The organism is Romboutsia faecis (genome assembly GCF_014323405.1).
Classification (GTDB): Bacteria; Bacillota; Clostridia; order Peptostreptococcales; family Peptostreptococcaceae; genus Romboutsia_E; species Romboutsia_E faecis.
In genome coordinates this window covers 156,379-179,067 of sequence record NZ_JACRWE010000005.1, presented here as the reverse complement: position 1 = coordinate 179,067, position 22,689 = coordinate 156,379, and the positions used below count along the sequence as shown (strand labels likewise).

22 protein-coding genes are annotated in these 22,689 nt (G+C 28.5%); 8 read left to right on the top strand and 14 right to left on the bottom strand.

Features of this window, described 5'->3' with window-relative positions; genetic code table 11:
- Positions 1–11 precede the first annotated feature (11 nt).
- Positions 12–734: a YebC/PmpR family DNA-binding transcriptional regulator gene (locus tag H8923_RS12315; protein ID WP_122639209.1), complete on the bottom strand. Its 723-nt coding sequence runs from the start codon at positions 732–734 to the stop codon at positions 12–14.
- Between the two features lie 139 nt (positions 735–873).
- On the bottom strand, positions 874–1,644 hold the full coding sequence (gene nadE, locus H8923_RS12310) for an NAD(+) synthase (protein ID WP_147539864.1): 771 nt from the start codon (positions 1,642–1,644) through the stop codon (positions 874–876).
- Positions 1,645–1,812: 168 nt separating this feature from the next.
- Here nadE and H8923_RS12305 point away from each other — a divergent pair, with 168 nt between their 5' ends.
- Positions 1,813–2,190, top strand: coding sequence for a sulfite exporter TauE/SafE family protein (locus H8923_RS12305; RefSeq protein WP_147539865.1), 378 nt, complete (start codon positions 1,813–1,815; stop codon positions 2,188–2,190).
- Entirely contained in the window at positions 2,190–2,570 is a 381-nt protein-coding gene (locus H8923_RS12300; protein WP_147539866.1) for a sulfite exporter TauE/SafE family protein, read from the top strand. The genes H8923_RS12305 and H8923_RS12300 overlap by 1 nt, the downstream gene beginning before the upstream one ends.
- A gap of 57 nt (positions 2,571–2,627) precedes the next feature.
- Here the strand turns inward: H8923_RS12300 and H8923_RS12295 are convergent, their stop codons facing one another.
- The 5 genes from H8923_RS12295 to hflX all read right to left on the bottom strand — a co-directional run bounded on the left by H8923_RS12295 (position 2,628) and on the right by hflX (position 7,098).
- On the bottom strand, positions 2,628–3,689 hold the full coding sequence (locus tag H8923_RS12295; RefSeq protein ID WP_153971845.1) for a helix-turn-helix domain-containing protein: 1,062 nt from the start codon (positions 3,687–3,689) through the stop codon (positions 2,628–2,630).
- Positions 3,690–3,872: 183 nt separating this feature from the next.
- Entirely contained in the window at positions 3,873–4,517 is a 645-nt protein-coding gene (locus H8923_RS12290; RefSeq protein ID WP_153971846.1) for a YigZ family protein, read from the bottom strand.
- Positions 4,518–4,616: 99 nt separating this feature from the next.
- Positions 4,617–5,066 (bottom strand): NUDIX hydrolase, encoded by a 450-nt coding sequence (locus tag H8923_RS12285; RefSeq protein ID WP_147539870.1) that lies wholly within the window; start codon positions 5,064–5,066, stop codon positions 4,617–4,619.
- A gap of 77 nt (positions 5,067–5,143) precedes the next feature.
- The gene (locus H8923_RS12280) at positions 5,144–5,806 is read right to left on the bottom strand and encodes a HEAT repeat domain-containing protein (protein WP_147539871.1); all 663 of its coding nucleotides are present in this window, start codon (positions 5,804–5,806) and stop codon (positions 5,144–5,146) included.
- Between the two features lie 8 nt (positions 5,807–5,814).
- Positions 5,815–7,098, bottom strand: a complete 1,284-nt coding sequence (gene hflX / locus H8923_RS12275; RefSeq protein WP_153971847.1) for a GTPase HflX — start codon at positions 7,096–7,098, stop codon at positions 5,815–5,817.
- 165 nt (positions 7,099–7,263) lie between these two features.
- Here hflX and H8923_RS12270 point away from each other — a divergent pair, with 165 nt between their 5' ends.
- Positions 7,264–7,527 carry a cysteine-rich small domain-containing protein gene (locus H8923_RS12270; protein WP_147539873.1) on the top strand — a complete coding sequence of 88 codons (264 nt, stop codon included), beginning with the start codon at positions 7,264–7,266 and terminating at the stop codon, positions 7,525–7,527.
- A gap of 139 nt (positions 7,528–7,666) precedes the next feature.
- Here the strand turns inward: H8923_RS12270 and H8923_RS12265 are convergent, their stop codons facing one another.
- Positions 7,667–8,296 carry a TIGR01906 family membrane protein gene (locus H8923_RS12265; protein ID WP_147539874.1) on the bottom strand — a complete coding sequence of 210 codons (630 nt, stop codon included), beginning with the start codon at positions 8,294–8,296 and terminating at the stop codon, positions 7,667–7,669.
- A gap of 14 nt (positions 8,297–8,310) precedes the next feature.
- On the bottom strand, positions 8,311–9,999 hold the full coding sequence (locus H8923_RS12260; RefSeq protein WP_153971848.1) for a MutS-related protein: 1,689 nt from the start codon (positions 9,997–9,999) through the stop codon (positions 8,311–8,313).
- 507 nt (positions 10,000–10,506) lie between these two features.
- Here H8923_RS12260 and rpsD point away from each other — a divergent pair.
- Positions 10,507–11,103 (top strand): 30S ribosomal protein S4, encoded by a 597-nt coding sequence (gene rpsD / locus H8923_RS12255; RefSeq protein ID WP_147539876.1) that lies wholly within the window; start codon positions 10,507–10,509, stop codon positions 11,101–11,103.
- 116 nt (positions 11,104–11,219) lie between these two features.
- Here rpsD and H8923_RS12250 read toward each other — a convergent pair whose 3' ends face one another.
- Both H8923_RS12250 and H8923_RS12245 read right to left on the bottom strand, forming a co-directional pair.
- Positions 11,220–11,798 (bottom strand): manganese efflux pump MntP, encoded by a 579-nt coding sequence (locus H8923_RS12250; RefSeq protein WP_153971849.1) that lies wholly within the window; start codon positions 11,796–11,798, stop codon positions 11,220–11,222.
- A 288-nt stretch (positions 11,799–12,086) separates the two neighbouring features.
- Positions 12,087–13,637 carry an ABC-F family ATP-binding cassette domain-containing protein gene (locus H8923_RS12245; protein ID WP_153971850.1) on the bottom strand — a complete coding sequence of 517 codons (1,551 nt, stop codon included), beginning with the start codon at positions 13,635–13,637 and terminating at the stop codon, positions 12,087–12,089.
- 316 nt (positions 13,638–13,953) lie between these two features.
- On the opposite strand from H8923_RS12245, the gene H8923_RS12240 reads away from it, so the two are divergent.
- Complete coding sequence (locus H8923_RS12240; protein ID WP_153971851.1) at positions 13,954–15,282, top strand: FAD-dependent oxidoreductase; 1,329 nt, start codon at positions 13,954–13,956, stop codon at positions 15,280–15,282.
- Between the two features lie 177 nt (positions 15,283–15,459).
- Here the strand turns inward: H8923_RS12240 and H8923_RS12235 are convergent, their stop codons facing one another.
- Together H8923_RS12235 and H8923_RS12230 are read right to left on the bottom strand one after the other, a co-directional pair.
- Positions 15,460–16,167, bottom strand: coding sequence for a zinc dependent phospholipase C family protein (locus tag H8923_RS12235; protein ID WP_172976727.1), 708 nt, complete (start codon positions 16,165–16,167; stop codon positions 15,460–15,462).
- A 15-nt stretch (positions 16,168–16,182) separates the two neighbouring features.
- Positions 16,183–17,046 carry an N-acetylmuramoyl-L-alanine amidase family protein gene (locus tag H8923_RS12230; protein WP_153971853.1) on the bottom strand — a complete coding sequence of 288 codons (864 nt, stop codon included), beginning with the start codon at positions 17,044–17,046 and terminating at the stop codon, positions 16,183–16,185.
- Positions 17,047–17,244: 198 nt separating this feature from the next.
- Here H8923_RS12230 and H8923_RS12225 point away from each other — a divergent pair, with 198 nt between their 5' ends.
- Both H8923_RS12225 and H8923_RS12220 read left to right on the top strand, forming a co-directional pair.
- The gene (locus H8923_RS12225; protein WP_153971854.1) at positions 17,245–17,700 is read left to right on the top strand and encodes a hypothetical protein; all 456 of its coding nucleotides are present in this window, start codon (positions 17,245–17,247) and stop codon (positions 17,698–17,700) included.
- A 210-nt stretch (positions 17,701–17,910) separates the two neighbouring features.
- Positions 17,911–18,918: a SpoIVB peptidase S55 domain-containing protein gene (locus tag H8923_RS12220; RefSeq protein ID WP_153971855.1), complete on the top strand. Its 1,008-nt coding sequence runs from the start codon at positions 17,911–17,913 to the stop codon at positions 18,916–18,918.
- Positions 18,919–19,030: 112 nt separating this feature from the next.
- Here H8923_RS12220 and yunB read toward each other — a convergent pair whose 3' ends face one another.
- Positions 19,031–19,702, bottom strand: a complete 672-nt coding sequence (gene yunB / locus H8923_RS12215; RefSeq protein WP_153971856.1) for a sporulation protein YunB — start codon at positions 19,700–19,702, stop codon at positions 19,031–19,033.
- A 256-nt stretch (positions 19,703–19,958) separates the two neighbouring features.
- Here yunB and H8923_RS12210 point away from each other — a divergent pair, with 256 nt between their 5' ends.
- Positions 19,959–22,646 carry a transglycosylase domain-containing protein gene (locus H8923_RS12210; protein ID WP_153971857.1) on the top strand — a complete coding sequence of 896 codons (2,688 nt, stop codon included), beginning with the start codon at positions 19,959–19,961 and terminating at the stop codon, positions 22,644–22,646.
- Positions 22,647–22,689: the final 43 nt, after the last annotated feature.

The window sequence follows — 22,689 nt, the reverse complement described above, 5'->3', positions numbered from 1 at the left end:
AATTTTAAAAACTATTCAGCTATTTCCCAGTTATGATATACATTTTGAACATCGTCATCATCTTCTAACATATCAACTAATTTGTTCATGTTCTTTAATTGAGTTTCATCAGTTAATTCAGTAGTAGTTTGAGGTATTAGCTTAACTTGTGCAGATATGAATTCATATCCTTTAGCTGCTAATTCATCTCTAACTGCTGCAAAATCTTCTGGCGCAGTTACTACTTCATATCCGTCTTCTTCAGCTATAAAATCTTCTGCTCCAGCTTCTAAAGCTATTTCCATTAACTCATCTTCAGTAACATCATCATTAGCTTCTATTAATATTTGTCCTTTATTATCAAACATGAATGATACACAACCACTAGTTCCTAAGTTACCTCCATTTTTATCGAAGTAATATCTTACATTACCAGCTGTTCTATTTTTGTTATCAGTTAATGTTTCAACTATAACTGCAACTCCTCCTGGTCCGTATCCTTCATAAACTATAGTTTCAAAGTTTTCATTAGCTCCACCGCCTGCACCTTTTGCTATAGCTCTTTCTAAGTTATCATTTGGCATATTATCAGCCTTAGCTTTTTCTATAGCAGTTTTTAATGCTGCATTGTATTCTGGATCTGGTCCACCTTCTTTAGCTGCAACAGCTATTGCTCTAGCATGTTTAGTAAATATTTTCGCTCTTTTAGCGTCTTGCTTACCTTTTCTGTTGATTATGTTTCCTATACGTCCCATAATTCCACTCCTTAATACGTATAATAGTGTTTTATTAATTCACGAGTATAAGTATTTCATATACCCATATATTTATAAATTTAATAAATTAAAATTTAATTTACTAATAAATTTTAGCACAAATAGTTCTTTTAGTAAATTAGAACTTAGGTGGTGCTGGTGCCACTGCTCTTTTATGAGCACTTATTCTATGTAATCTTTCTATTATTTCTCTATCTTTTTGAGGCACTACTTCTAATCTACCTTCTACTACTGCATCTATCATATTATATGTAGTTCCCATTTCATTTTCATCAGTCTGTCCTTCCCATAAACCTGCTGATGGTGCTCTATTTATTACATCTTCATGTACTCCAAGTACTTTAGCCCATTCATAAACTTCTGCTTTAGTTATATTTGCAATTGGAAGTAAATCCACTCCACCATCTCCATACTTTGTGAAGTATCCTGTATAAACTTCAGCTGCATTATCTGTTCCTACTACTAAGTAATTTAAATTGTTTGCTACAGTATAAAGTGTGCTCATTCTAACTCTTGCTCTTAAATTTGCATCCGATATTTGTTTATTATTTTCATTGTATATTTCTTTATTTTGTAATTGATTGAATACTTTATTTAATATTTCCTCTTGTTGCTTTGTTAAGTCTAGTTCTATATGTTTTATTCCACACCCATTTATAACTTTTAAAGCATCTTCCTTATCCTTTGGATTGCTATTTATCTCCATTATTACCCCTACTGAATTTTCTGGAAAAGCTCTTTTTATAAGGTTACAAACTACTGCAGAATCTATTCCTCCAGAAACTCCAACTACTAGCCCTTTACAATTAGCTTCCTTTACTTTTTCTCTAAGCCACTCAACAGTTTTTTCTATTTTTATTTCTATATCTGTTTTTAAACTTGCTTGCATATTATTTTTTTCCTCCCTAGAATTTATATAAATTCATTATATCATATAATTTTTATTCTTTTGGTATTATGTGGCAGTGTAAACTATTATATTTATATACTTTATATTAAGTTTTCCTTATATATAAATATAATTCAATAATTCTGTGCAAAATACAAATTAAAGAAGGTGATAATTATAAAAAATAAGCATTTTGACTTTAATATAAAAAATACTATAATCGGTATATTCACAGGATTTGTAAATGGTATTTTTGGTTCAGGAGGAGGAACTCTTTTAGTACCTATTTTAAATAATATTCTAGATGTTGAAGAACATAAATCTCATGCAACAGCTCTTGCGATAATAATATTTTTATCTTCTGCAAGTTCTGTTATTTATATTTCAAAAGGTACTTATGACATAACATTAACTATACAGGCTGCCATTGGAAGTATTATCGGTGGTATTATTGGCGCAAAATTATTATGCAAAGTTACAGGTAGATTCCTTAGAATTTCATTTGGAGTAATTATGATAATTGCTGCTTTAAGGATGGTGTTTTAATGTTAATCGCAATAATAGGATTCTTTGCTGGGATAATAGGTGGAATGGGTATGGGGGGCGGTACAATTTTAATCCCTGCCTTAGTACTATTTGCGTCTATTGACCCTAAGATAGCACAAAGCGTTAATTTACTTTCATCTATACCAATGACTATCTTTGCACTTCTTATACATATAAAAAATAAAAAAGTTGTATTTAAATTAGTTCTACCAATCGCTTTATTTGGCGTTATAGGAGCAATCTTTGGCTCTTTTGTGGCTAATTATCTTTCTTCTGATTTATTAAGAAAAATTTTTGGAGGATTCTTATTACTAGTTGGTGCATACGAAGTTAGAAAAGGTATCAAAGAACCTAAAGGAAATTGTAAGAAGAAAAAATAATATAAAGGTATACATGATTTAAAATCTCATCTTCTATCATGTATACCTTTACTTATCCTAAATCATACTTTCTAATTTAAGAATTATATCTTTATATCTCTTATCATTCTTTATAAAGTCATATCTATCTTCACTAATTACTCTCTTTAAATTAGCTACAACATATGACTTTGAATGTACTCCTTCAAATAATTCAATTCCATCAAATAATAAATGTCCCTCAAGGTTGTGATTATGATTTACGCTATCTATTATTTTTTCTATATGTTCTAACGTTTTTTCTATATTTTTTTCTTTTGAGTATACTTCTGAAGACATTAGACTTGTACCAATTGCATATATATCTTCTAAATTAAAAATTCTTAATAACTCACTTTGAATGTTTAATATTTCCTTAGCATTTGAAATATTATTATCCTTCATAGATAAGCTTACATAACTATCCAAAGACATTTTTATATTACTTATTCTCTTATACGTTAAGTTTCTTAAGATTTTTTTTGCCTCATCATACTTTCCTTGATTAATATATAATCCAACTAACATGTCATCTCTATCAGCTGTAACTTTTGGCAAGCTTAGTAAGATTTCTTCTGCCTTGTCATACTCTTCATTCATAGTATATAAAGAGCTTAATGTATATTTCGATGTTTCCATTATTTCCTGCTCTTTACTATTCATTGACTGTTCCAATAATTCTATAGCTTTATTAAGTATTATCTGTGCCTCCTTTTCACTAGATGCACTAGCTAAAGACATCATATAAAGAGATCCTATTCTAAATTTCAAGAATAAATTATTTGGATATTGTCTTATATACTCTTCACAAGTCTTCATAGCATTTTCTACGCTATCTGTTTCAAACAATCTTGCACATTCTAAATTTATTTTCATAACTTCTTCATTAGAGATTTCAATCTCATAATTTAAAAGATTATCTATACTAGTATTAAAAAACCTAGCTATTGAAGGTAATATAGTAATATCCGGATATGAGTTTTTACTCTCCCATTTTGATACTGCTGCTACAGATACACCTACCGCATTAGCTAAACTCTCTTGTGTTATTCCTTTTTCTTTTCTTAATTTATATATAACTTTACCAATAGGTAATTCCATAATTGCCTCCTATTTAACTTCATTTTATTTTATAAGACCTTATATATTGATTATATATTCATTTAAATATAGTCACAATGGAACCTTAGTTAAGCATTAGTTTACTTTTATTAACTCACAGTTAACTAAAAAAATAAGCAGTCTCTTTTAATAAAGAGCACTGCTTATTTATATTCATCAATATTATAAAATAATCTCTCCATTTTGTTCCGATAAATAAAACTCATCTCCCAATACTATTCCTACTGTAGCGCTAGTTATATCTATCATTCTAGAAGTTAAAGCTTCAACCTCTTCAAGCTTACTATAAACTATTATCTCAACGTTATCTTCATATATAGTATCTTTTATAAAATATCCTAAATTCATAATTTCATTTTGAACTTTACCTAGTTGATTATAATCTATCTTTATCTTTACTTCCTTATACATTACCTTTTCAATTATCTTAGCAGCTTCAAGTCCTACTTTAGCACCCTTTGTATATGCTCTAACTAATCCGCCAGCACCTAATTTTATTCCGCCAAAATATCTAGTAACAACAACTACTACATCTCTTAAATCTTCTTTTTTTATAACCTCTAAAGTCGGTATTCCAGCAGTACCTTGCGGTTCTCCATCATCACTATATCTTTGAATATTCATAGTTGGACCAACGGTATAAGCCCATACATTATGAGTTGCATCCTTATGTTTTTTCTTTATTTCATTTACGAATTCAACAGCTTCTTCTTCAGTTTTTATAGGTTTAGCATAACCAATAAAAGTTGATTTTTCTATTATAATTTCGTCACTACCAAAATCATGTAAAGTCTTATAACTACTCATTAATTCCTCCTATATCTTTTGCTTTAATTTCACTTAGCCTATGCTCATCTATTGCTTAAAAAAGAAAGGGCATTAACCCTTTCTTTTTTTAAGTTACATTTATTTATAGTTTACGGCAACATTACTTCCATCACAACTATTTTTCTTAATTTCTTTATACTTTTTATATGATATTTCAACTAATGACTTTTCCTTATTATGAGTTAACAATTCAAGAGCTTCTTTTACTTTATAGAATCCCCCATCTTTGAAATCACCCTTTATTATGTATTCTGTATTTTGAGCCTCCATAACATACCAAGATATGGCATTGCAAACTTGCTGTTGTCTGCTTCTTGAGAAGAATTCATACATAGTATCTCCTGCAACCTGTAATGTAGTAGCGTTTATTCCTGTTTCTTCTTTTACTCTGTGGATTGCGCTCTCTTGAGCTAATTCACCATCATGAATTTTTCCTTTTGGTAATGTCCATTCATCTCTATCATTTTTTAATAAAAGTACCTTATTAGCATAAAATACAACTCCACCAGCACAGCGTCTTACTATCATATTAAACCCTCCTAGTTATTTTAACTATTTTTTGGTTCTCATCTATCGATACACTTTAATGGATACATAACTTTGTGCTAATCACCTTTTTCTAACGTATCAATAGCTTCATCATAAGCTCTCAACACATAGTCTTTTTCAAATTGCTTTTTATTCTTTAATTGTCTTAGCATCTTTAAACTTGTTTCATTTCCTATTTTTGAAAGTGCCTTTGCACAGTATTGCCTAGTCTGTGCGTTGGTGTCGTATAAACCTCTTTGTAAAACTTCTCTACTTTTTGGTGATTCAATTTTTCGAAGTGCTGAATATGTTATCCTTCTTACATCAGAATGTCTATGGCTTGTTAATGGATGTAATAATTTTAAAAATCTATCATCCTTAAGCTCACCTGTTGCCCAAATAAGAATCATTAAATCTTCAGCATTTCTTTCAATTAGTATTCTCTTATAAAGTCTTCTCTTAAAGTCAACCATCCTTTCTTCATGTAAACTTTCCATAAAAGCAATTCTTTTTTCTTTATTTAATTCTAGAAATTTATCTAAAATATCTTTAGATGATTCTAATTCATCTTTAAGCATTGCTTTTATTTCTAATTTTGCTCTTATTAGATGGTCATTTACCTCTGTTGTTGAAATATTTCTAATCTTACTAATTTGAGATACTGTTTTGGATTCTTTATAAAGAAGATAGGTTATGAAATAATCTTCCAATTGGTCTATATTATCCCAACTTATATTCATATTATTACCTACTTCTCTAATATATACTCTTTATATATATTATAATCTTCTTCTTCTAAATTTACATCAAGTGTTATTCCAATTTCCCCATATTCAAAGTTTTCTACATTATATTTGTCTTTAATTTTACTGAAAATATGTCCTTTATCATAAGGTAATAGAAGAGTTACAGAGTAAGTATTCTTCATTAATGCATCTTCTATCATATACAATAATTTTTCCATATTTATTCCTTTTTTAGCAGATATATAAATTACATCATCTGTATTCTTAGGATAAATATCTAATTCTAATCTATCAATTTTATTATAAACAAGTATTGTATGCTTATCATCAGCCCCTAATTCCTTAAGTACAGATTCAGTAGTTTTCTTTTGTAACTCATAACTACTATTAGTAGCATCAATTACATGTAAAATTAAGTCTGCATATTGAACTTCTTCTAAGGTAGCTTTGAAAGCTTCTACTAAATCATGGGGAAGTTTACTGACAAATCCAACAGTATCTACAACTAAAAACTCTTTTTTATTTGGTAGTAATGCTTTTCTTAAAGTTACATCTAAAGTTGCAAATAGCATATCTTTTGCCATAACTTCTTTCTCTACATCATAATCTTTATGTGTCTTTATTAATTCGTTCAGTAACGTAGATTTTCCTGCATTTGTGTACCCAACAAGTGCAACTATTGGTATATTTGATTTTAAACGTTGTACTCTTTGAGTTTCTCTGTTCTTTTTAACCTCTCTAAGTTCTCTTCTTATATCTGCTGCTTTGTTTAAAATATGTCTTTTATCTACTTCCAGTTTTTGCTCTCCTGGTCCTCTTGTTCCTATACCAGCACCAGTTCTACTCATTTCTCCACCCATACCATAAAGTCTAGGTAATCTATATTTTAACTGAGCAAGCTCAACTTGAAGTTTCCCTTCTTTACTTAAGGCTCTTTGTGCAAATATATCTAGTATTAAAGTAGTTCTATCTATAACTTTAATCCCTACTATTTCCTCTATATTTCTTATATGTGCTCCCGATAATTCATCATTAAAAATTACCATAGAGGCATCTAATGATTCACAATAAGCTTTAAGCTCCTCAACCTTACCTTTACCTATATAATATGCTGCATCTCTTGATTGCCTATTTTGAGTTATACTTCCTACAACTTCTGCTCCTGCAGCCTTTGTTAACTCTTTTAATTCTTCCATTGATTCGTTTATATCTATATCATCTATTCTTCTTGATGTGGACGTTATATTAAGTCCAACAAGTAAAGCTCTTTCTTTTTTTTCTTGCATCTGAACACCTCTTTAATCTGTGATTGTGAATTAAATTCCTTATTATTATACCATTGATGTAAATTTTTACTATATTATTATAAAACTTTAGTATAATTATATTGCGGATAATTTCAATAAATTATGTATCTTATATTATAGACATTTAAAACCTGGAGGTATACTATGAGTGAAAATTATAAATTCTTTAATCATAAAAAATGTGAGTATTTTCCATGTCATAAAACGAATAAACCTGAAGAGTTTAACTGCCTATTTTGTTACTGCCCTTTATATGCTTTAGGAGAAGATTGCGGTGGTAACTTTAAATATAATGAAAATGGATTTAAAGATTGTAGTAAATGCCTTCTTCCTCATAATCCTAGAAATTTTGATTATATTATGAGCAGATATAAAGACATTATGAAGATTGCTTCAAAAAAAGATTAATTAAATCTTTTTCAAATTATATTTATTATTAGAAATCTATATTATTTTAAAAGTTTTTTAATCAATTATTAATTTATTTTTATATTGATTTATTATATTCAATTTATTAACATAGTATGTTCTTATTAAGTATGTATACTTATCTTTTATTATTGTAACGCTTGTATATAATATGTAAAATAACACTACTTAGTAATATTAACATTACTATAAATAATCCTGCATGAAAAAAGAATTCTTGAGGAAGTATATTTATTACTGGATCTTTTGAAGGATCAAAGATCCAGTAGTCATTATCAAACATTAACTCATGAAATGCAACAAATGTCTTATCAAAATTTATTAACATTGGTATTGATACTAAAATTGGTAGTATTATTACTAATTTTGATGTTATATTTAAGAATTCTATATTATTATTTTTCAAATTAGCAATTATTCCTATTATAGTTATTATTAAAGATACTATCAGTAGCTTGATTACATTTTGTATAATCTCTTTTACTTCTTCAAAATGTACTTTTCCTTCTGGAGATGATTTTATCGTTGGTAGATCAAATTCTCCTGAAATCTTATTTAAGTTATAGTCTATCATATAATCGTAATTAATCTTTATCTCTTCTTTTGTTAAATTATTTTGTTCTGATATATTTAAGTAGTTTATATCAAAATAGTATAATTGCTTAAATCCAACGGTTATCATTGTACTTGAACCTATTATTAATAAACTAAAAAAAATACAAAAAATTAAATTCATTGTTTTTTTCATCTTTTTCCCTACCTTTATTGCCATTTTCCTGTACAAACGAATTTTTCTGCCCTTTCTTGTGCTCTTTTCACTATATTGTCACTATACCCCATAAAGCTTAGTAACTTTATAGCATTTCTACTCTCAGCCCTACCTTTATAAAGTTTGTAATCAAACCTAATATCATTATCTGTAATATTTTCCTCAAAGTGATAATTATTAAATCTATTTTCTAGTAAGTAGGTTAATTCTATATCATGTGTAGCTGCAAAGCAGATACAATTATCTTCACTAAGAGTTTTTAAAACCTCGCTAGATGATGCTATACGTTCAACAGTATTTGTTCCTCGTAGTATTTCATCTACAAAACATAAAGATGGAATTCTATCGTCTACATTATCTAAAATCCGTTTTAATGATTTGATTTCTACTATATAATAACTTTCATTACTTAATACACTATCTTTTAAAGCCATTGATGTATATATCTTAAAGTAAGATGATAAATATTCTTTAGCACAACAAGTATATATACTTTGTGCTAGAATAGCATTTATAGCAATAGTTTTTATAAAAGTCGACTTACCCGAAGCATTAGACCCTGTTATTAAAGCACTCTTATCAAAACTCCCAGAATTAGCTACTGGATTCTTAATTAAAGGATGATACATCTCTTTAAACATTAAATGTTTCTCACCTTTATTTATACTTTCATTCAAAACTGGCTTAGTAAAATAATCTAAACTATCTCTAAAAGATGCTACAGCAATTAAGGCATCTATACTGCCTACAAATTCATATATATTAATTAAATAATCTTTATTTTCTATAATAGTTTTCTTAATTTTTTCATATGTAATTAATTCTGATAAGAAAAGCATATTTGTATATTCACTTAAAATATTTATCTCCGATATTAGTGAATTTGGATCACTACCTATACTTTTTCGTCTTATTTTTTTAACTCTCTTTAAATCCTCACTTATATCATCTAAATTCTCGTTTATTACATTTATATTTAGTGATTTTATTTTCCTCGCAATATTTATAACTTTTATTAGATATGTAAATCCTTCTGTGCTATAATTTTTTCTTCTTTCATTTAAACTTATGTATATGTTCAGACAAGCAAATCCTATCATAGGTAATACAAAAAATTTGTTAAAAAATACTAATATCAAATTTATAATGGGTAATTTTGATAATATTTTATATTTTAATAATTTATTTTTTCCATTAAAATCTTCATTAAATAAGCAGTTAGATGTATAGGCTTCTTTGCTATATCCTAATTTCCCTAAAATATACTGTAAGTTAAATCTATCACTTTCATTTTCTTTAAAATAAGATATTATCCTATCTCTATTTTTCAAATTATCATCATATAAACTACGTCTTAACATATCATATAGTTTTTCTTGTCCAACTGTACTTTGAGTATTATTAATTTTTTTAAATACTTCGTCCATATTAAGATCATTCCAAGTTATGTCATCTACAATATTTGAGTTATCTATAATCTTAGCATTACACTTATTTTCATAATAACTAGATACTCTATTCATTTTTATATCAACTTCGTCAATATCTATTTGTTGAGCATAACCTTCAATTATTTTTTTCTTTAAATTTTTTAATCTAACCATATTACTATATGAAGAAATTAAAAATCCAACTAAAAATACACATCCTATCCCAATTAATATTTCTATTATCTCTTTCATTTTATTCCCCTTTTACTAATATTAATTTAATTGTAGTACATTTTTATACATATTTTTACTTTTTTATGATTATTTATATTATAAAAAATTGATAATGAATTTCATTTGCATTTTATTTTTATATATGCTATATTATATTTAGGCTTAAAATTATTACCAAGGGATTGGGATTAATAATATACAATCTAATACTGCTTTATTAAGTACTTAGTAATTAATACTTTTTATAAAATATTCTCTGTCATATTTATTGTAACGTATCCGATTACACATTTATTAATACTAAAATATTTTAAAGCGTATTTACATTGTTCATATAGCCATGAATTTCTTTACACTAATTATATGTGTAAATTACACTAACTTCTTCTAAAAGACCACGAATGGACGCGTGGTCTTTTTTTGTTTTGATAATGAATTTCATTTGCATCAAATATTCTTATATGTTATAATTATATTGGCTTAAAAATTATCGCGGCAATTTTAATTTTTAAGGAGAAGATAATTATGGCAAAAATGATGGGACCTAGATTTAAACAATGTAGGAGATTAGGATTAAACGTATGTGGTCATCCAAAAGCAATGGACAGAGCTACAAAAGGAACTTCAAGAGCTGACAAAAAGTTATCACCTTATGGAACTCAGTTACTTGAAAAGCAAAGATTAAAAGCTTACTATGGTGTTTTAGAAAAACAATTTTCTAATTACGTAAAAAAGGCGACAAAATCTAAAGAATCTACAGGTACAGCATTAATCCAAATGTTAGAGTGTAGATTAGATAACTTAGTTTACAGATTAGGACTAGCTAGTTCTATAAGACAAGCTCGTCAAATGGTAGTTCATGGTCACATATTAGTAGATGGAAAAAAAGTAGATATACCTTCTTATGGAGTTTCTGTAGGACAAGTTATATCACTTAGAGAAAAATCTCGTAACAATATACTGTTTAAAGAAAGTTTCTTAAGTAATGCCCTTAGCCAATTTGCATACTTAAGTAAAGATGTAGATTCATTCTCAGGTACTTTAACGAAAATACCTGAAAGAAATGAAGTTCCAATTGAAATAAATGATATTTTAGTTGTTGAATACTACTCTAAACTATAAAGGTGTTTTAATAGTATGACATTATAAAAGCCATAAGAGTGATAGTTTCATATTTATCACAACTTATGGCTCTTATAATATATTTACAATATGACAACTACATTAATATAAGAATATTACCCTATAATTCCTAAATGCTCTAGTAAAATTTTCACACCCATAAATATAAGTATTATTCCACCTACAAACTCTGCTTTAGATTTATATTTTATACCAAATACATTACCTATTTTAACTCCAATAATTGATAAAACAAATGTAATTATTCCTATAAAAGATACAGCCGGAACTATATCAACCTGTAAAAATGCCAATGTAATTCCTACTGCTAGGGCATCTATACTAGTTGCAATAGCTAATACACTCATATTTTTAAAACTTAACATTTCATTTTCATCTTGTTTTTCATCTTCATCGTCTTCTTTACTAAGTGCTTCTTGTATCATTTTAATACCTAAAAAGCTTAAAAGTATAAATGCTATCCAATGATCAACACTCATTATATAATCTTTAAATTGTAATCCTAAAAAATATCCTATTAAAGGCATCCCAGCCTGAAATCCTCCAAAATAAAGACCCACAATCCCTGCTTTCTTAATACTAACTTCTCTCATAGATAAACCCTTGCACACAGCTACGGCAAAAGCATCCATTGATAAGCCTACCGCTAAAATAAATAATTCCAATAAACTCATTACTATATCTCCTTCTTCAATATTTAAATTATAATTTCTTATATATAAAAAAAGACCCATCTACAGACATAGTATTCCCATATCTGCAGATAAGTCTCATTATTCAAAATAAAGCCAGATGGATAATTCCACCAGTATGTTGACCTTACTACACACTAAAAAGCGTGCCAACTACTCCCTCATCTATCTGTAATATATTAACTTAAAATATAATTATATGTCAATAAACAAAAAAAGTTTCATACAAATAAATTTTATTTCATTCACATACCGAAGCTTCACAATATCCTAAACTATCTTAGTAGTAAAATCCTCAATATTCCAAACGTCGTCTACTATATCCATATAGAATTTAGGTTCATGTGATACTAGTACCACTGTACCCTTAAACTCTTTTATAGCTTTCTTTAATTCATCTTTAGCTTCAACATCTAAGTGGTTTGTAGGCTCATCTAGTACTAGTAAGTTTATGTCTTTTAACATTATCTTACATAATCTAACTTTAGCAGCTTCTCCTCCACTTAAAACTCTAACTTGACTTGTTATATGCTCATTTGATAATCCACACTTAGAAAGTGCTTGTCTAACTTCAAAGTTTGTAAGACCTGGGAATTCTGCCCAAACATCATCCATTGGAGTTTTGTAGTTATCTTTAGAGCTTTCTTGCTCAAAGTATCCTACTTCTAAATAATCTCCTAATTCAACTTCTCCATCAAAAGGCTTTATTATTCCAAGTAAAGTCTTTAATAAAGTAGACTTACCTATACCATTCATACCTTTTAATGCAACTTTTTTATTTCTTTCTAATTCAAAATTAAGAGGCTTAGTTAATGGCTCATTATATCCTAATACTAAGTCTTTAGTTTTGAATATATACCTACTAGCCGCTCTAGCTTCTCTAAATTGGAATGTAGGCTTTATCTTCTCCTTTGGTCTTTCTAAGATTTCCATCTTATCAAGTATTTTTTGTCTACTGTTTGCCATTCCACGAGTAGCAACTCTTGCTTTATTTCTAGCAACGAAATCTTCAAGTTTCTTTCTTTCTTCAACTTGTCTTTCGTATGCACTTTCTTCTTGACGTTTCTTTATTTCATTTAATCTAACGAATTCATCATAGTTACCTTTGTATCTATTTAATTCACCATTTTCTAAGTGGTAAATTACATTACATGTATCATTTATAAATGGTATATCATGAGATACTAATATGAAACTATTTTCGTATTCTTGTAAGTATCTAGTTAACCATACTATATGCTCTTCATCTAAGTAGTTAGTAGGCTCATCTAATATTAATATTGTAGGATTTTCAAGTAATAACTTAGTTAAAAGTACTTTTGTTCTTTGACCTCCACTAAGATCAGTTACATCTCTATCTAATCCTATATCTCCAAGACCTAATCCATTAGCCACTTCTTGTATTTTAGCATCTATCATATAAAAACCACTATTTTCAAGTATTGTTTGTATTTCTGCAGTATCTTCTAGAAGCTTAGTCATTTGATCTTCATCAGCTTCTCCCATTTTATCATACATACCTATCATTTCTTGTTCTAAATCGAACATAGGCTTAAAAGCATCTCTTAATATATCTCTTATAGAATTTCCTTTTGCAAGTACTGAATGTTGGTCTAAGTATCCAACTGTTGCTCTTGAAGACCACTTTATATTACCTGCATCAGGCATTAATTTCTTTGTTATTATATTTAAAAAGCTTGATTTTCCTTCTCCATTTGCCCCAACTAAAGCAATATGTTCACCTTTCTTTAATCTGAAAGAAACATTCTCTAGTATAGTTCTAGCTCCGAAACCATGACTTACGTTCTCTACTACTAGCATTGTCCACCTCTTCATTAATTGTTATTTTTCATAAATTCATCCTATACTATAATATATTCTTTTTTTACTTAAATCAAGAGTATGAAATATCCATAGAAAAATTTATCATTATTTAAAAATATTTCTTAACTTTAGGTATTCTATTATTAGGAATTAATGAATAAACAATTGTAGTATTAAGAAAAATAAAATAATAAAACTTTATAAGATTTGTTTTAAAATTAACAAAATTGGTATAAATATAATGTTAATTTTTTGTCAATAAAATCATTCATACGTTACTATAAATATTAAATTTTAATGGAGGTAAATTCTTATGAAAATTGTTGTTATAGGTTGTACTCATGCTGGAACTGCTGCTGTTGTAAATTTAAAAGAGCTTTATCCTGATAGTCAAATAACTATCTATGAAAAAAACGATAATGTATCTTTCCTATCTTGTGGAATAGCTTTAAGTATTGGGGATGTAGTTACAAACCCAGAAAAACTATTCTACAATTCACCTGAAAATCTAGCTTCACAGGGAGTAATAACTAATATGAAACATGAAGTTTTAGATATAGATTTTAATAATAAAAAGATTTCTGTAAAAAATCTAACAACTGGAAAAACTTTAGAAGATACTTATGATAAACTAGTACTGACACTAGGTTCTTGGCCTATAGTTCCTAAATTTGAAGGTGGAAATTTAGAAAATATAGTTCTTTGCAAAAATTATGATCATGCCAAAACTATTATAGAAAAATCTAAAAATGCTAAAAATGTTGTAGTAATAGGTGCCGGTTATATAGGCGTTGAACTTGCAGAAGCTTTTGAAATGAAAAGTAAGAATGTTACTCTTATAGATGCAGAAGATAGAATAATGGCAAAATACCTAGATAAAGATTTTACAGATATGGCTGAAGCTGAATTCACTAAAAGAGGCGTTAATCTAGTTTTAGGCCAAAAAGTTCAAAAATTTGAGGGAGATAATAAGGTATCTAAGGTTATAACAGACAAAGGTGAATTTAAAGCTGATTTAGTTGTTTTATGTATTGGGTTTGCGCCTAATACTAATTTAGTAAAAGGAAAATTAGATACTTTGCCAAATGGAGCAATTATAATAGATGAGTATATGAGAACAAGTGAAAAAGATGTTTTTGCTGCAGGGGATTGTTGCGTTGTAAGATTTAATCCAGCAAAAGAAAATAGATATATTCCATTAGCTACAAATGCAGTCAGAATGGGTACTTTAGTTGCTAAGAATTTAGTCCATCCCACTTTAAAATACATGGGTACCCAAGGTACTTCTGGAATAAAAATTTATGATTTATGTATTGCTTCTACAGGCCTTACTGAAGAAGTTGCAAAAAACACAACTAACTTAAATGTTGAGTCTGTAACTGCTACAGATAACTATAGACCGGAATTTATGCCTTCATTTGAAGAAGCTAAAGTAAAATTAGTATATGACAAAGACACTAGAAAAGTAGTTGGAGGTCAAATTATTTCTAAAATAGATCTAACTCAATTTATGAATACACTATCAGTTGTTATTCAAAATGAAATGACTATAGAAGAGTTAGCTATGACAGACTTCTTCTTTCAACCACACTTTAATAAACCTTGGAGTCTTTTAAATATAGCTGCACTTAAAGCTTTATAAAATACCTTTTCATATAATCTATTACTTAATATTTAATATATATAAAATTCCTGATGCTAGCTTCTATATAACTGAAAGTATCAGGAATTTTATATGTCACCAACTATATATGATATTCACTGTTTCTAATATATAACTTTTCCTAAAGTTGTTATATACAAAATTATTAATATATACTTAGCTAAAATGCAATTCATCGTATAACATTAACATACAACCTGCTGTAGTCCTTTGAGATACCGTAATCGCTTTTATTGCAGTTAAATAAAACTTTGTTGTTAAGTCCGTTATATTCCTATACATATAGTCTAAATTTAAGCCAAGGTTAGCATTATATTCTATATAGCTATCTATGCTATTTAATAATATAGGTTTATCCTCAGTTTTAAATCTTTTCATTTTTTTATAGTTTGATTTTACATACACTTCAAACTGTCTATGGTTATCTAATAATTTTCCTTTTGCATGTTGCGGTATTGTAAGATCCTGTACAATATGGCATGCTGCTCCAAAGTAAAACATTGCTCTTTCATAATTTCCTATACTTAAGTATTTAATACTTCTATCATAATAACTCTTCGCTACCGTTAAAGCATTATCATCATATCCAAATTTACCTTTTTGTAGTTTTGGATTATAAAAATGGTGATAGCACTTAAAATCTTGATCTGCCCATACCAACCCTTTATTTATCTGAGGCATATACATTTCGAAAAATTCATATTCTAATTGATATCCATTTACTTTTAATATATTCAGTGCATTTTCTTGTATAAATATATGAACTTCACAATCTGTTTTTATTATATTTCTTTTTATCGGAGCCACAATTTTAAAGGTATTTGATAAGGCAGTTGCATACACATTCTCTAAAGCATCTCTCATTAATATCACCTAATGTCATTTTGTTTTAAAATATTCTTCTACTCCATCTGCAATACTTTGCATCAACTTTCTTTGGTAATCCGGGTTTGACATCATCTGATCTTCGCTATAATTACTCATAAATCCCATTTCCACTAAAACTACTGGAACCTTAGACCAGTTAAATCCTGTTAAATCTCCTCTTTGGAAAATTCCATTTAATTGTATTCCTGATTCATTCATTTTACCTTTTATAAATTCTGCGCACTTATTACTTTCTTCATAAATTGAAGCTGTATATTTCCCACCTTCTTCTGGTACTAAAATTGATGCCCCTGTTTTTGAAGAATTGTCTAAACTATCAGCATGAATTCTAACTACCATATTTGCATTTTTATTATTTGCAAAAGTAGCTCTCTCACTATTACTTATGTTTACATCATGACTTTCTCTAGTCATAATTACACTATATCCTTTACCTTCTAGTATATGTTTTAAAACTATAGATGCTTCTAAATTTAATACATATTCTGGTTTTTTAGTAGCTACACCCGATGTCCCAGAAGATACCCTTGCTTTTTTATATGGTGAACCTGGTGCTACAGGTTCTAAGTTAGGATCACCTTTTGCTTGATGTCCTGGGTCTATACAAATTAGAATTTTACTATTTTCATCTGTAGTATTTTTTTCTTTTTTATCTCCTTGTGTATTTTGTTTATCATTTTTATTTTTTTGGCTTCCTTCACTTTTTGTATTATTATCTTCTATGTTTCTACCCTCATTTATTCCATTACTTATTAATCCTGTTGTTTTATAAAAGCTTGTCAAAGGATCAGATGTTCCAATAAGAATAATGCCCATGGCAATTATAATCATTATTATTAGCCTATATTTTTTCATTGTTCTACTCCTTCCACTTTTTATTTAAAGATTTGTATAATATAAATTTTATTATCCCCATTAGTTATATTTTTTATTTTTAATAACATATATTTATTACCTTATAAATAACATATACGAAACTTCTAAATACATATATATATGATTTATGTACATATATATTTATATAGCTTTATTTTAGGAGGTGATTCTAAGTCTATGCCTAAAAAAATACCTTCAAATTATAATAATCGTTCAAGGTACCGCAATGAAAATAGTAATTCTAATCCAAATTCAAATAACACAAATAATGTTAGCAATAGCTCAAATGGATCGGTTAATACTTCAAATGATTCTGGTAACACTAGCTCAAAATTATGTTGTTTTGGGTATGTAGATTACATAGTTTTAGCTTCAACTCTAGCAATTGCATTAGGCGAAGAATTAGATAACACCGACCTAAGTATTTTATCTACTTTTTTTGCGGTCCTATCTGATGAATTAGCTTTAATAACATCAGTTAATAGTTGTTCTAATAATACTCCAGATGAAACTTTTGTTGCACCTGTTCCAGATGTTGCAATGACTAGTGATTATAAAAATCTAAATGTACATAATAAAAAAAATAGGACTAGAATAAAAAAAATAATTAAAAAGAAAGTAAAAAAGAAATAAAAACACTCTATTAGAAATTTCTGTAGTGTTATTATTTCTTTTTTTTTAATAAATATTGATATTTCTATACTTTTAAATTATGCTTTGTTTTTTTTTGAAAACTACGGTTTTATTGAATCTCTTTTCCAAGGATTAAAAAATAATAACTGTACACCATAATATTAAAGCACCGTAAAAAAACATCATAGTACTTCAGAAAGAAGGTGTTTTATGTCATCTAAAAATTTTTATTCAAAAAAACAACATTTGCTATATTTAAAGATTAAGTCAAAAATTATAATTTTTTCATGTTTATTATTTTGTTTATATTTTTTCTCAAATAACTTAATTTATGCAAATAATATTGAACAAGGAGATGCTGATTATCTAATACCGATTGGTAATGTACTGCAAATAGATGCAGAATTAAAAACTATTATTGTTAGAAATGAAATTGAAAATTCTCCATTTCAAGTAGGAGATGCCATATTAAAAGTTGAAGGTCAATCAATAACTAATTACGGTGAGTTTTCTTCTATTTTGTATTCATTACCAAACGATTGCAATGTAAAGTTAGAAGTAAATAGAAGTGGAAACATTGTAAATTTAAGCTGTAAAAAAGAAGTTTTAGAGAAGATTAATTTTAATAATTTAATATCAGGATTTGCAACTTTAACTTATATTAATCCTGAAAATAATGAATTTGGTGCTGTTGGTCATCCTATAAATGTAGGAAATTCAAGAAAAATACCTATAAAAAATGGATTAATATCAACTACTACTGATATAAAAGTTCAAAAATCTTATAAAGGCAACGTTGGAGCTATTAGTGCTAGACGTAACTATAGTATTGGTAATTTTACTGAAAATACTAACTTTGGTATAAAAGGAAACATAAATAATTTTGATGTTTCTAAATTAGAAAAATATAAAGTAGCTTCTCTTGATGAGGTTCACTTGGGTAAAGCTAAAATAATTTTACAAAATCAGTCAAACACATGTGAAAAATATGATATAGAAATAATTAGTATAGAAAGACAAAAAAGTCCAAGTCCGAAAACATTTAAAATTAGAATAACAGACAAAGATTTATTAATTAGAACAGGTGGTATCGTACAAGGTATGAGTGGAACTCCAATTGTTCAAGGAGATAAAATAATAGGTGCAGTTTCTCACGCTGTAGAAAATGACCCTACATTAGGATATGGAGTTTTTATAGGTTGGATGATGAATAATTAATAAAATTACTTGTTTAATATACTTGCTTTCTTTTAATTTTAAATGGATGTTTCAAATAAAATTTTGAAACATCCATTTTTATAAGTATTTACTTGTGCTATTTATTAATATTTTATTTATTTGTTGTATTATCTAAGTTAGGTATTATACTTTGAACTCCTGTTTCTGGTATATTTACATAGCTTTGTGGTACATCACCTACTATTATTGTTTCACATACTGGTATTTGAGCATTTACCTCTTGAGTTGATGTTGTTAGTGGTATTACTACTCTTACTTTAGTCTTTGCTTCTATGTATATAATATGTCTTGTTTGGTTTATTCCTGAAGATTCAAATTTAGTTTTAAAATCTACCGAAACAGTTCCTATTGGCTCTATTGATACTCTTAATTGAGGTCCATATTTTGCTAAAATCGGGCTACCTAAAGCTGTTCCTATTGGAATGTAAGAAGTTGTAGATTTAACTTTTTTTAACTCATCTTGTATTTCTAATGCTACATTAGAAGCCATTTCATTCATCATTACAGTATTTGCTTGTATCATTGTTATTTTACCATCAGAATCTAATTGTACATTCATCAGATCTTTATAATTTATTTGACCTTTTACAACCTCTGCTACGGATTTATTTATAGATTTATTTGCAAGTTCTAAAGCTTTTGTTTCGGCTAAAACCGTTATAGTTGGTCTTAAGGTTCTATCTATGTACAAAAAGCTCCCTATAAAAAAAGAAATTACGAATAATATAGCAAATATTATGGAAGTCTTTTTTAAATCACTCAAAATATCACCCCCATAATATTTTATGTATTTGTTTTTAATTAATGAATATTTGGCAATAACATAAATTTTATAATATTAGTTAAAAATAGTAATATAATTTATAAGTAAGTATAAGGCTATTTTAATCTTTTTTATATTATAATAAATGTAGTATTATATTTATCCAGAAAGTGACACTCTATTCATTTTTATCTATATTTTACAAAAGTGTGGATTTATATGTTATAATATTGCATTAAGTAAGGAGGTTTAACTTATGAATAATGGCAATAATGAAGACCAAAATAAGATAAGAAGAAAAAAGGTTAGTTCCTCTAATAACACTAATAAACCTAACAACTCCTCTACTGAAAATAATAGTAGAACAAAATCTAGAAAGAAAAATAATAAAAAAGATAAATTTAGATTTTTTAGATTAACAGGAGTATTTATTTTAGCTTTATTGGTAGTTGTTGCTGCCGTAGGAACTGGGTTGGTATTTTCATCTCTTAAAGATGTTCAACCTGTTACAAAAGCGCTATTAGATGAAAAAACTTACCAAACTACAAAAATTTATTATGCTAATGGAGATTTATTATCTAATGCTCCTAGTGTTAATAAAAAAGAACCAGTTTCTCTTGATGACATGTCTCCTCATCTAAAAAATGCTATCGTAGCTATAGAAGACGAGCGTTTTTATGAGCATAATGGTGTTGACATTGTAGGTCTTGCTAGATCTGCAGTTAAAACTTTATTAGGAAAGACTCAAGGTGGTAGTACAATACCTATGCAGGTTTCTAAAATGTTGCTAACATCTTCAGAGCAAACTTTACCTCGTAAGGTAAAAGATATCTACTATGCTTATGAAATGAGTAAAACTTTATCTAAAGAAGAAATATTAGAAGCATATTTAAATAACTTTTCTGTGGGTAGAGGACTTATTGGAGCAGAAGCTGGTGCTCAAGGGTACTTTAGCAAAAAAGCTATAGATTTAGAGCTAGAAGAAGCTGCACTACTTGCAGGTTCAACTAAAAATCCATCAGCTTACAAAGCTTATAATGCTGATAAGTTAGATGGTACTGAAACTAAAGAAGATTTAGAAAACAAAATATTATTATACACACATACTGCTGATGATGATTGGGATGACTCAACTGATATTGACTTAAATATGCTTCCAAAGTTAGTATCATGGAAACTTATTGATAGTGATACAGCTGACCAAATTAGAGCAGGTACACTTATAATTAGAAAAGCTGTTCTTAATCCTAAGGCCAAAGCAAGACAAGAAGTGGTTTTAGGTAAAATGTTAGAACTTGGGTATATAACTCAAGAAGAACATGATAAGGCTGTAGCTGCAAAAATAGAAATTAAATTACCTAAAGTTGAAGATCCTGTTGTTTCTTCAGTTCAAGACCTTATAGAATCTGAAGTTGTAAAAGCTTTAATGAATCAAGGTCATACTTGGGATGAGGCAGATAATTTATTCCGTAATGGTGGTTTACATATACAAACTACTATAGATTCTAGTATGCAAGATGTATTAGAAGAAGAATATGAAGATAACTCTAATTTCCCACAAACTAGAGACAACGGAACTGGTGTAGTTCAACCTCAATCTGCAATGGTTATACTTGATTATAGAACAGGTCAGATTAAAGCACTTGTTGGTGGTAGACATATAAAAGGAAGAAAGACTCTAAACAGAGCCACTACTGCACAACAACCTGGTTCTACTATAAAACCTTTATCAGTATACACTCCTGCTATAGATACTTTAGAAATCACTCAAGCTGATTCTTTAAGTGATGCTAGAGGAGGATATGAATTTAGTCAAAATGCAAAATGGAATCCAAGTACTACAACTGCTGGAAGTGGATACATGTCTTTACGTAAAGCATTGGCTTATTCTTCTAACACAATAGCAGTAAAAACAGCTGAAATGTTAGGCGATAGTTATGAAGAATGCGTAGATGTAATGCTTGATTACTTAAAGAACTTTGGTATTTCAACTCTAAAAGATAGTAAAACTGGTGATATAAATGAAGGAGATAGACGTTTCCCTGCCTTAACACTTGGTGGTATGACATATGGTGTTTCTCCATTAGAAATGGCTTCTGCATACGGTACTCTTGCCAACGGAGGAGTTTATATAGAACCTACTATATTTAGTACTATAAAAACTTATGATGGTACATTACTAGTGAAAGCTAGTCCACAAGAAAATAGAGTTGTAAGTTCAGAAGTAGCTTTCGTTATAACAGATATGCTAAAAGCTGTTGTAACAGAAGGTATCGGTGGAACTGCTTCTATAGGTGGTAAAATCGATGTTGCTGGTAAGACTGGTACTACTAATGGTAAGTTAGATGCATGGTTTGTAGGATATACACCATACTATGTTGCATCTACTTATATAGGTGATGATGCAGGTAGAAAAGACCCTAATACACAAAAAACAATACCTCGTCAAGGAGTTGTTGGAAGTAGTGGAAGCGCAGCTAAGTTATGGTCTACAGTTATGAAAAGAGTTCATGCAAATCTAACTGAGGCACACTTTACTGCACCAGATAATGTATACTTTGCTAAAATTAACTTAATAGATGGTGGAATTTCTTCAACTGGTTCAAGTGCAGCCTTTATAAATGGTACTGCTCCAAGAAGAGTTAGTTCTCAACAGGTTGTTAAGCCACCTAAAGAAGAAGAGGCTCCAGAAGAAACTCCAGATAATAATGATACATCTTCTGATCCACCAGATAATGATAATAGTAATAGCGACAACAACAATAATAGTGACAATAATAGTAACAATAATAGTAACAATGGCGGTGGCACAGTTACTCCACCTGATAATAGTGGAGGCGAAACAACTACTCCACCTGATAATAGTGGAGGCGGAACAACTACTCCACCTGATAATAGCGGAGGTGGAACAGCTACTCCACCGGTTGAAGAACCAACAGAATAGAAAAAAAGCGATGAACCTAATTAGTTCATCGCTTTTATTATAT

Bases quoted from the DNA above. Each gene is read 5' to 3' on its own strand.
- H8923_RS12315 (WP_122639209.1), bottom strand. From the start codon at position 734: ATGGGACGTATAGGAAACATAATCAACAGAAAAGGTAAGCAAGACGCT.
- nadE (WP_147539864.1), bottom strand. From the start codon at position 1,644: ATGCAAGCAAGTTTAAAAACAGATATAGAAATAAAAATAGAAAAAACT.
- H8923_RS12300 (WP_147539866.1), top strand. From the start codon at position 2,190: ATGTTAATCGCAATAATAGGATTCTTTGCTGGGATAATAGGTGGAATG.
- H8923_RS12295 (WP_153971845.1), bottom strand. From the start codon at position 3,689: ATGGAATTACCTATTGGTAAAGTTATATATAAATTAAGAAAAGAAAAA.
- H8923_RS12290 (WP_153971846.1), bottom strand. From the start codon at position 4,517: ATGAGTAGTTATAAGACTTTACATGATTTTGGTAGTGACGAAATTATA.
- H8923_RS12285 (WP_147539870.1), bottom strand. From the start codon at position 5,066: ATGATAGTAAGACGCTGTGCTGGTGGAGTTGTATTTTATGCTAATAAG.
- H8923_RS12280 (WP_147539871.1), bottom strand. From the start codon at position 5,806: ATGAATATAAGTTGGGATAATATAGACCAATTGGAAGATTATTTCATA.
- hflX (WP_153971847.1), bottom strand. From the start codon at position 7,098: ATGCAAGAAAAAAAAGAAAGAGCTTTACTTGTTGGACTTAATATAACG.
- H8923_RS12270 (WP_147539873.1), top strand. From the start codon at position 7,264: ATGAGTGAAAATTATAAATTCTTTAATCATAAAAAATGTGAGTATTTT.
- H8923_RS12265 (WP_147539874.1), bottom strand. From the start codon at position 8,296: ATGAAAAAAACAATGAATTTAATTTTTTGTATTTTTTTTAGTTTATTA.
- H8923_RS12260 (WP_153971848.1), bottom strand. From the start codon at position 9,999: ATGAAAGAGATAATAGAAATATTAATTGGGATAGGATGTGTATTTTTA.
- rpsD (WP_147539876.1), top strand. From the start codon at position 10,507: ATGGCAAAAATGATGGGACCTAGATTTAAACAATGTAGGAGATTAGGA.
- H8923_RS12250 (WP_153971849.1), bottom strand. From the start codon at position 11,798: ATGAGTTTATTGGAATTATTTATTTTAGCGGTAGGCTTATCAATGGAT.
- H8923_RS12245 (WP_153971850.1), bottom strand. From the start codon at position 13,637: ATGCTAGTAGTAGAGAACGTAAGTCATGGTTTCGGAGCTAGAACTATA.
- H8923_RS12240 (WP_153971851.1), top strand. From the start codon at position 13,954: ATGAAAATTGTTGTTATAGGTTGTACTCATGCTGGAACTGCTGCTGTT.
- H8923_RS12235 (WP_172976727.1), bottom strand. From the start codon at position 16,167: ATGAGAGATGCTTTAGAGAATGTGTATGCAACTGCCTTATCAAATACC.
- H8923_RS12230 (WP_153971853.1), bottom strand. From the start codon at position 17,046: ATGAAAAAATATAGGCTAATAATAATGATTATAATTGCCATGGGCATT.
- H8923_RS12225 (WP_153971854.1), top strand. From the start codon at position 17,245: ATGCCTAAAAAAATACCTTCAAATTATAATAATCGTTCAAGGTACCGC.
- H8923_RS12220 (WP_153971855.1), top strand. From the start codon at position 17,911: ATGTCATCTAAAAATTTTTATTCAAAAAAACAACATTTGCTATATTTA.
- H8923_RS12210 (WP_153971857.1), top strand. From the start codon at position 19,959: ATGAATAATGGCAATAATGAAGACCAAAATAAGATAAGAAGAAAAAAG.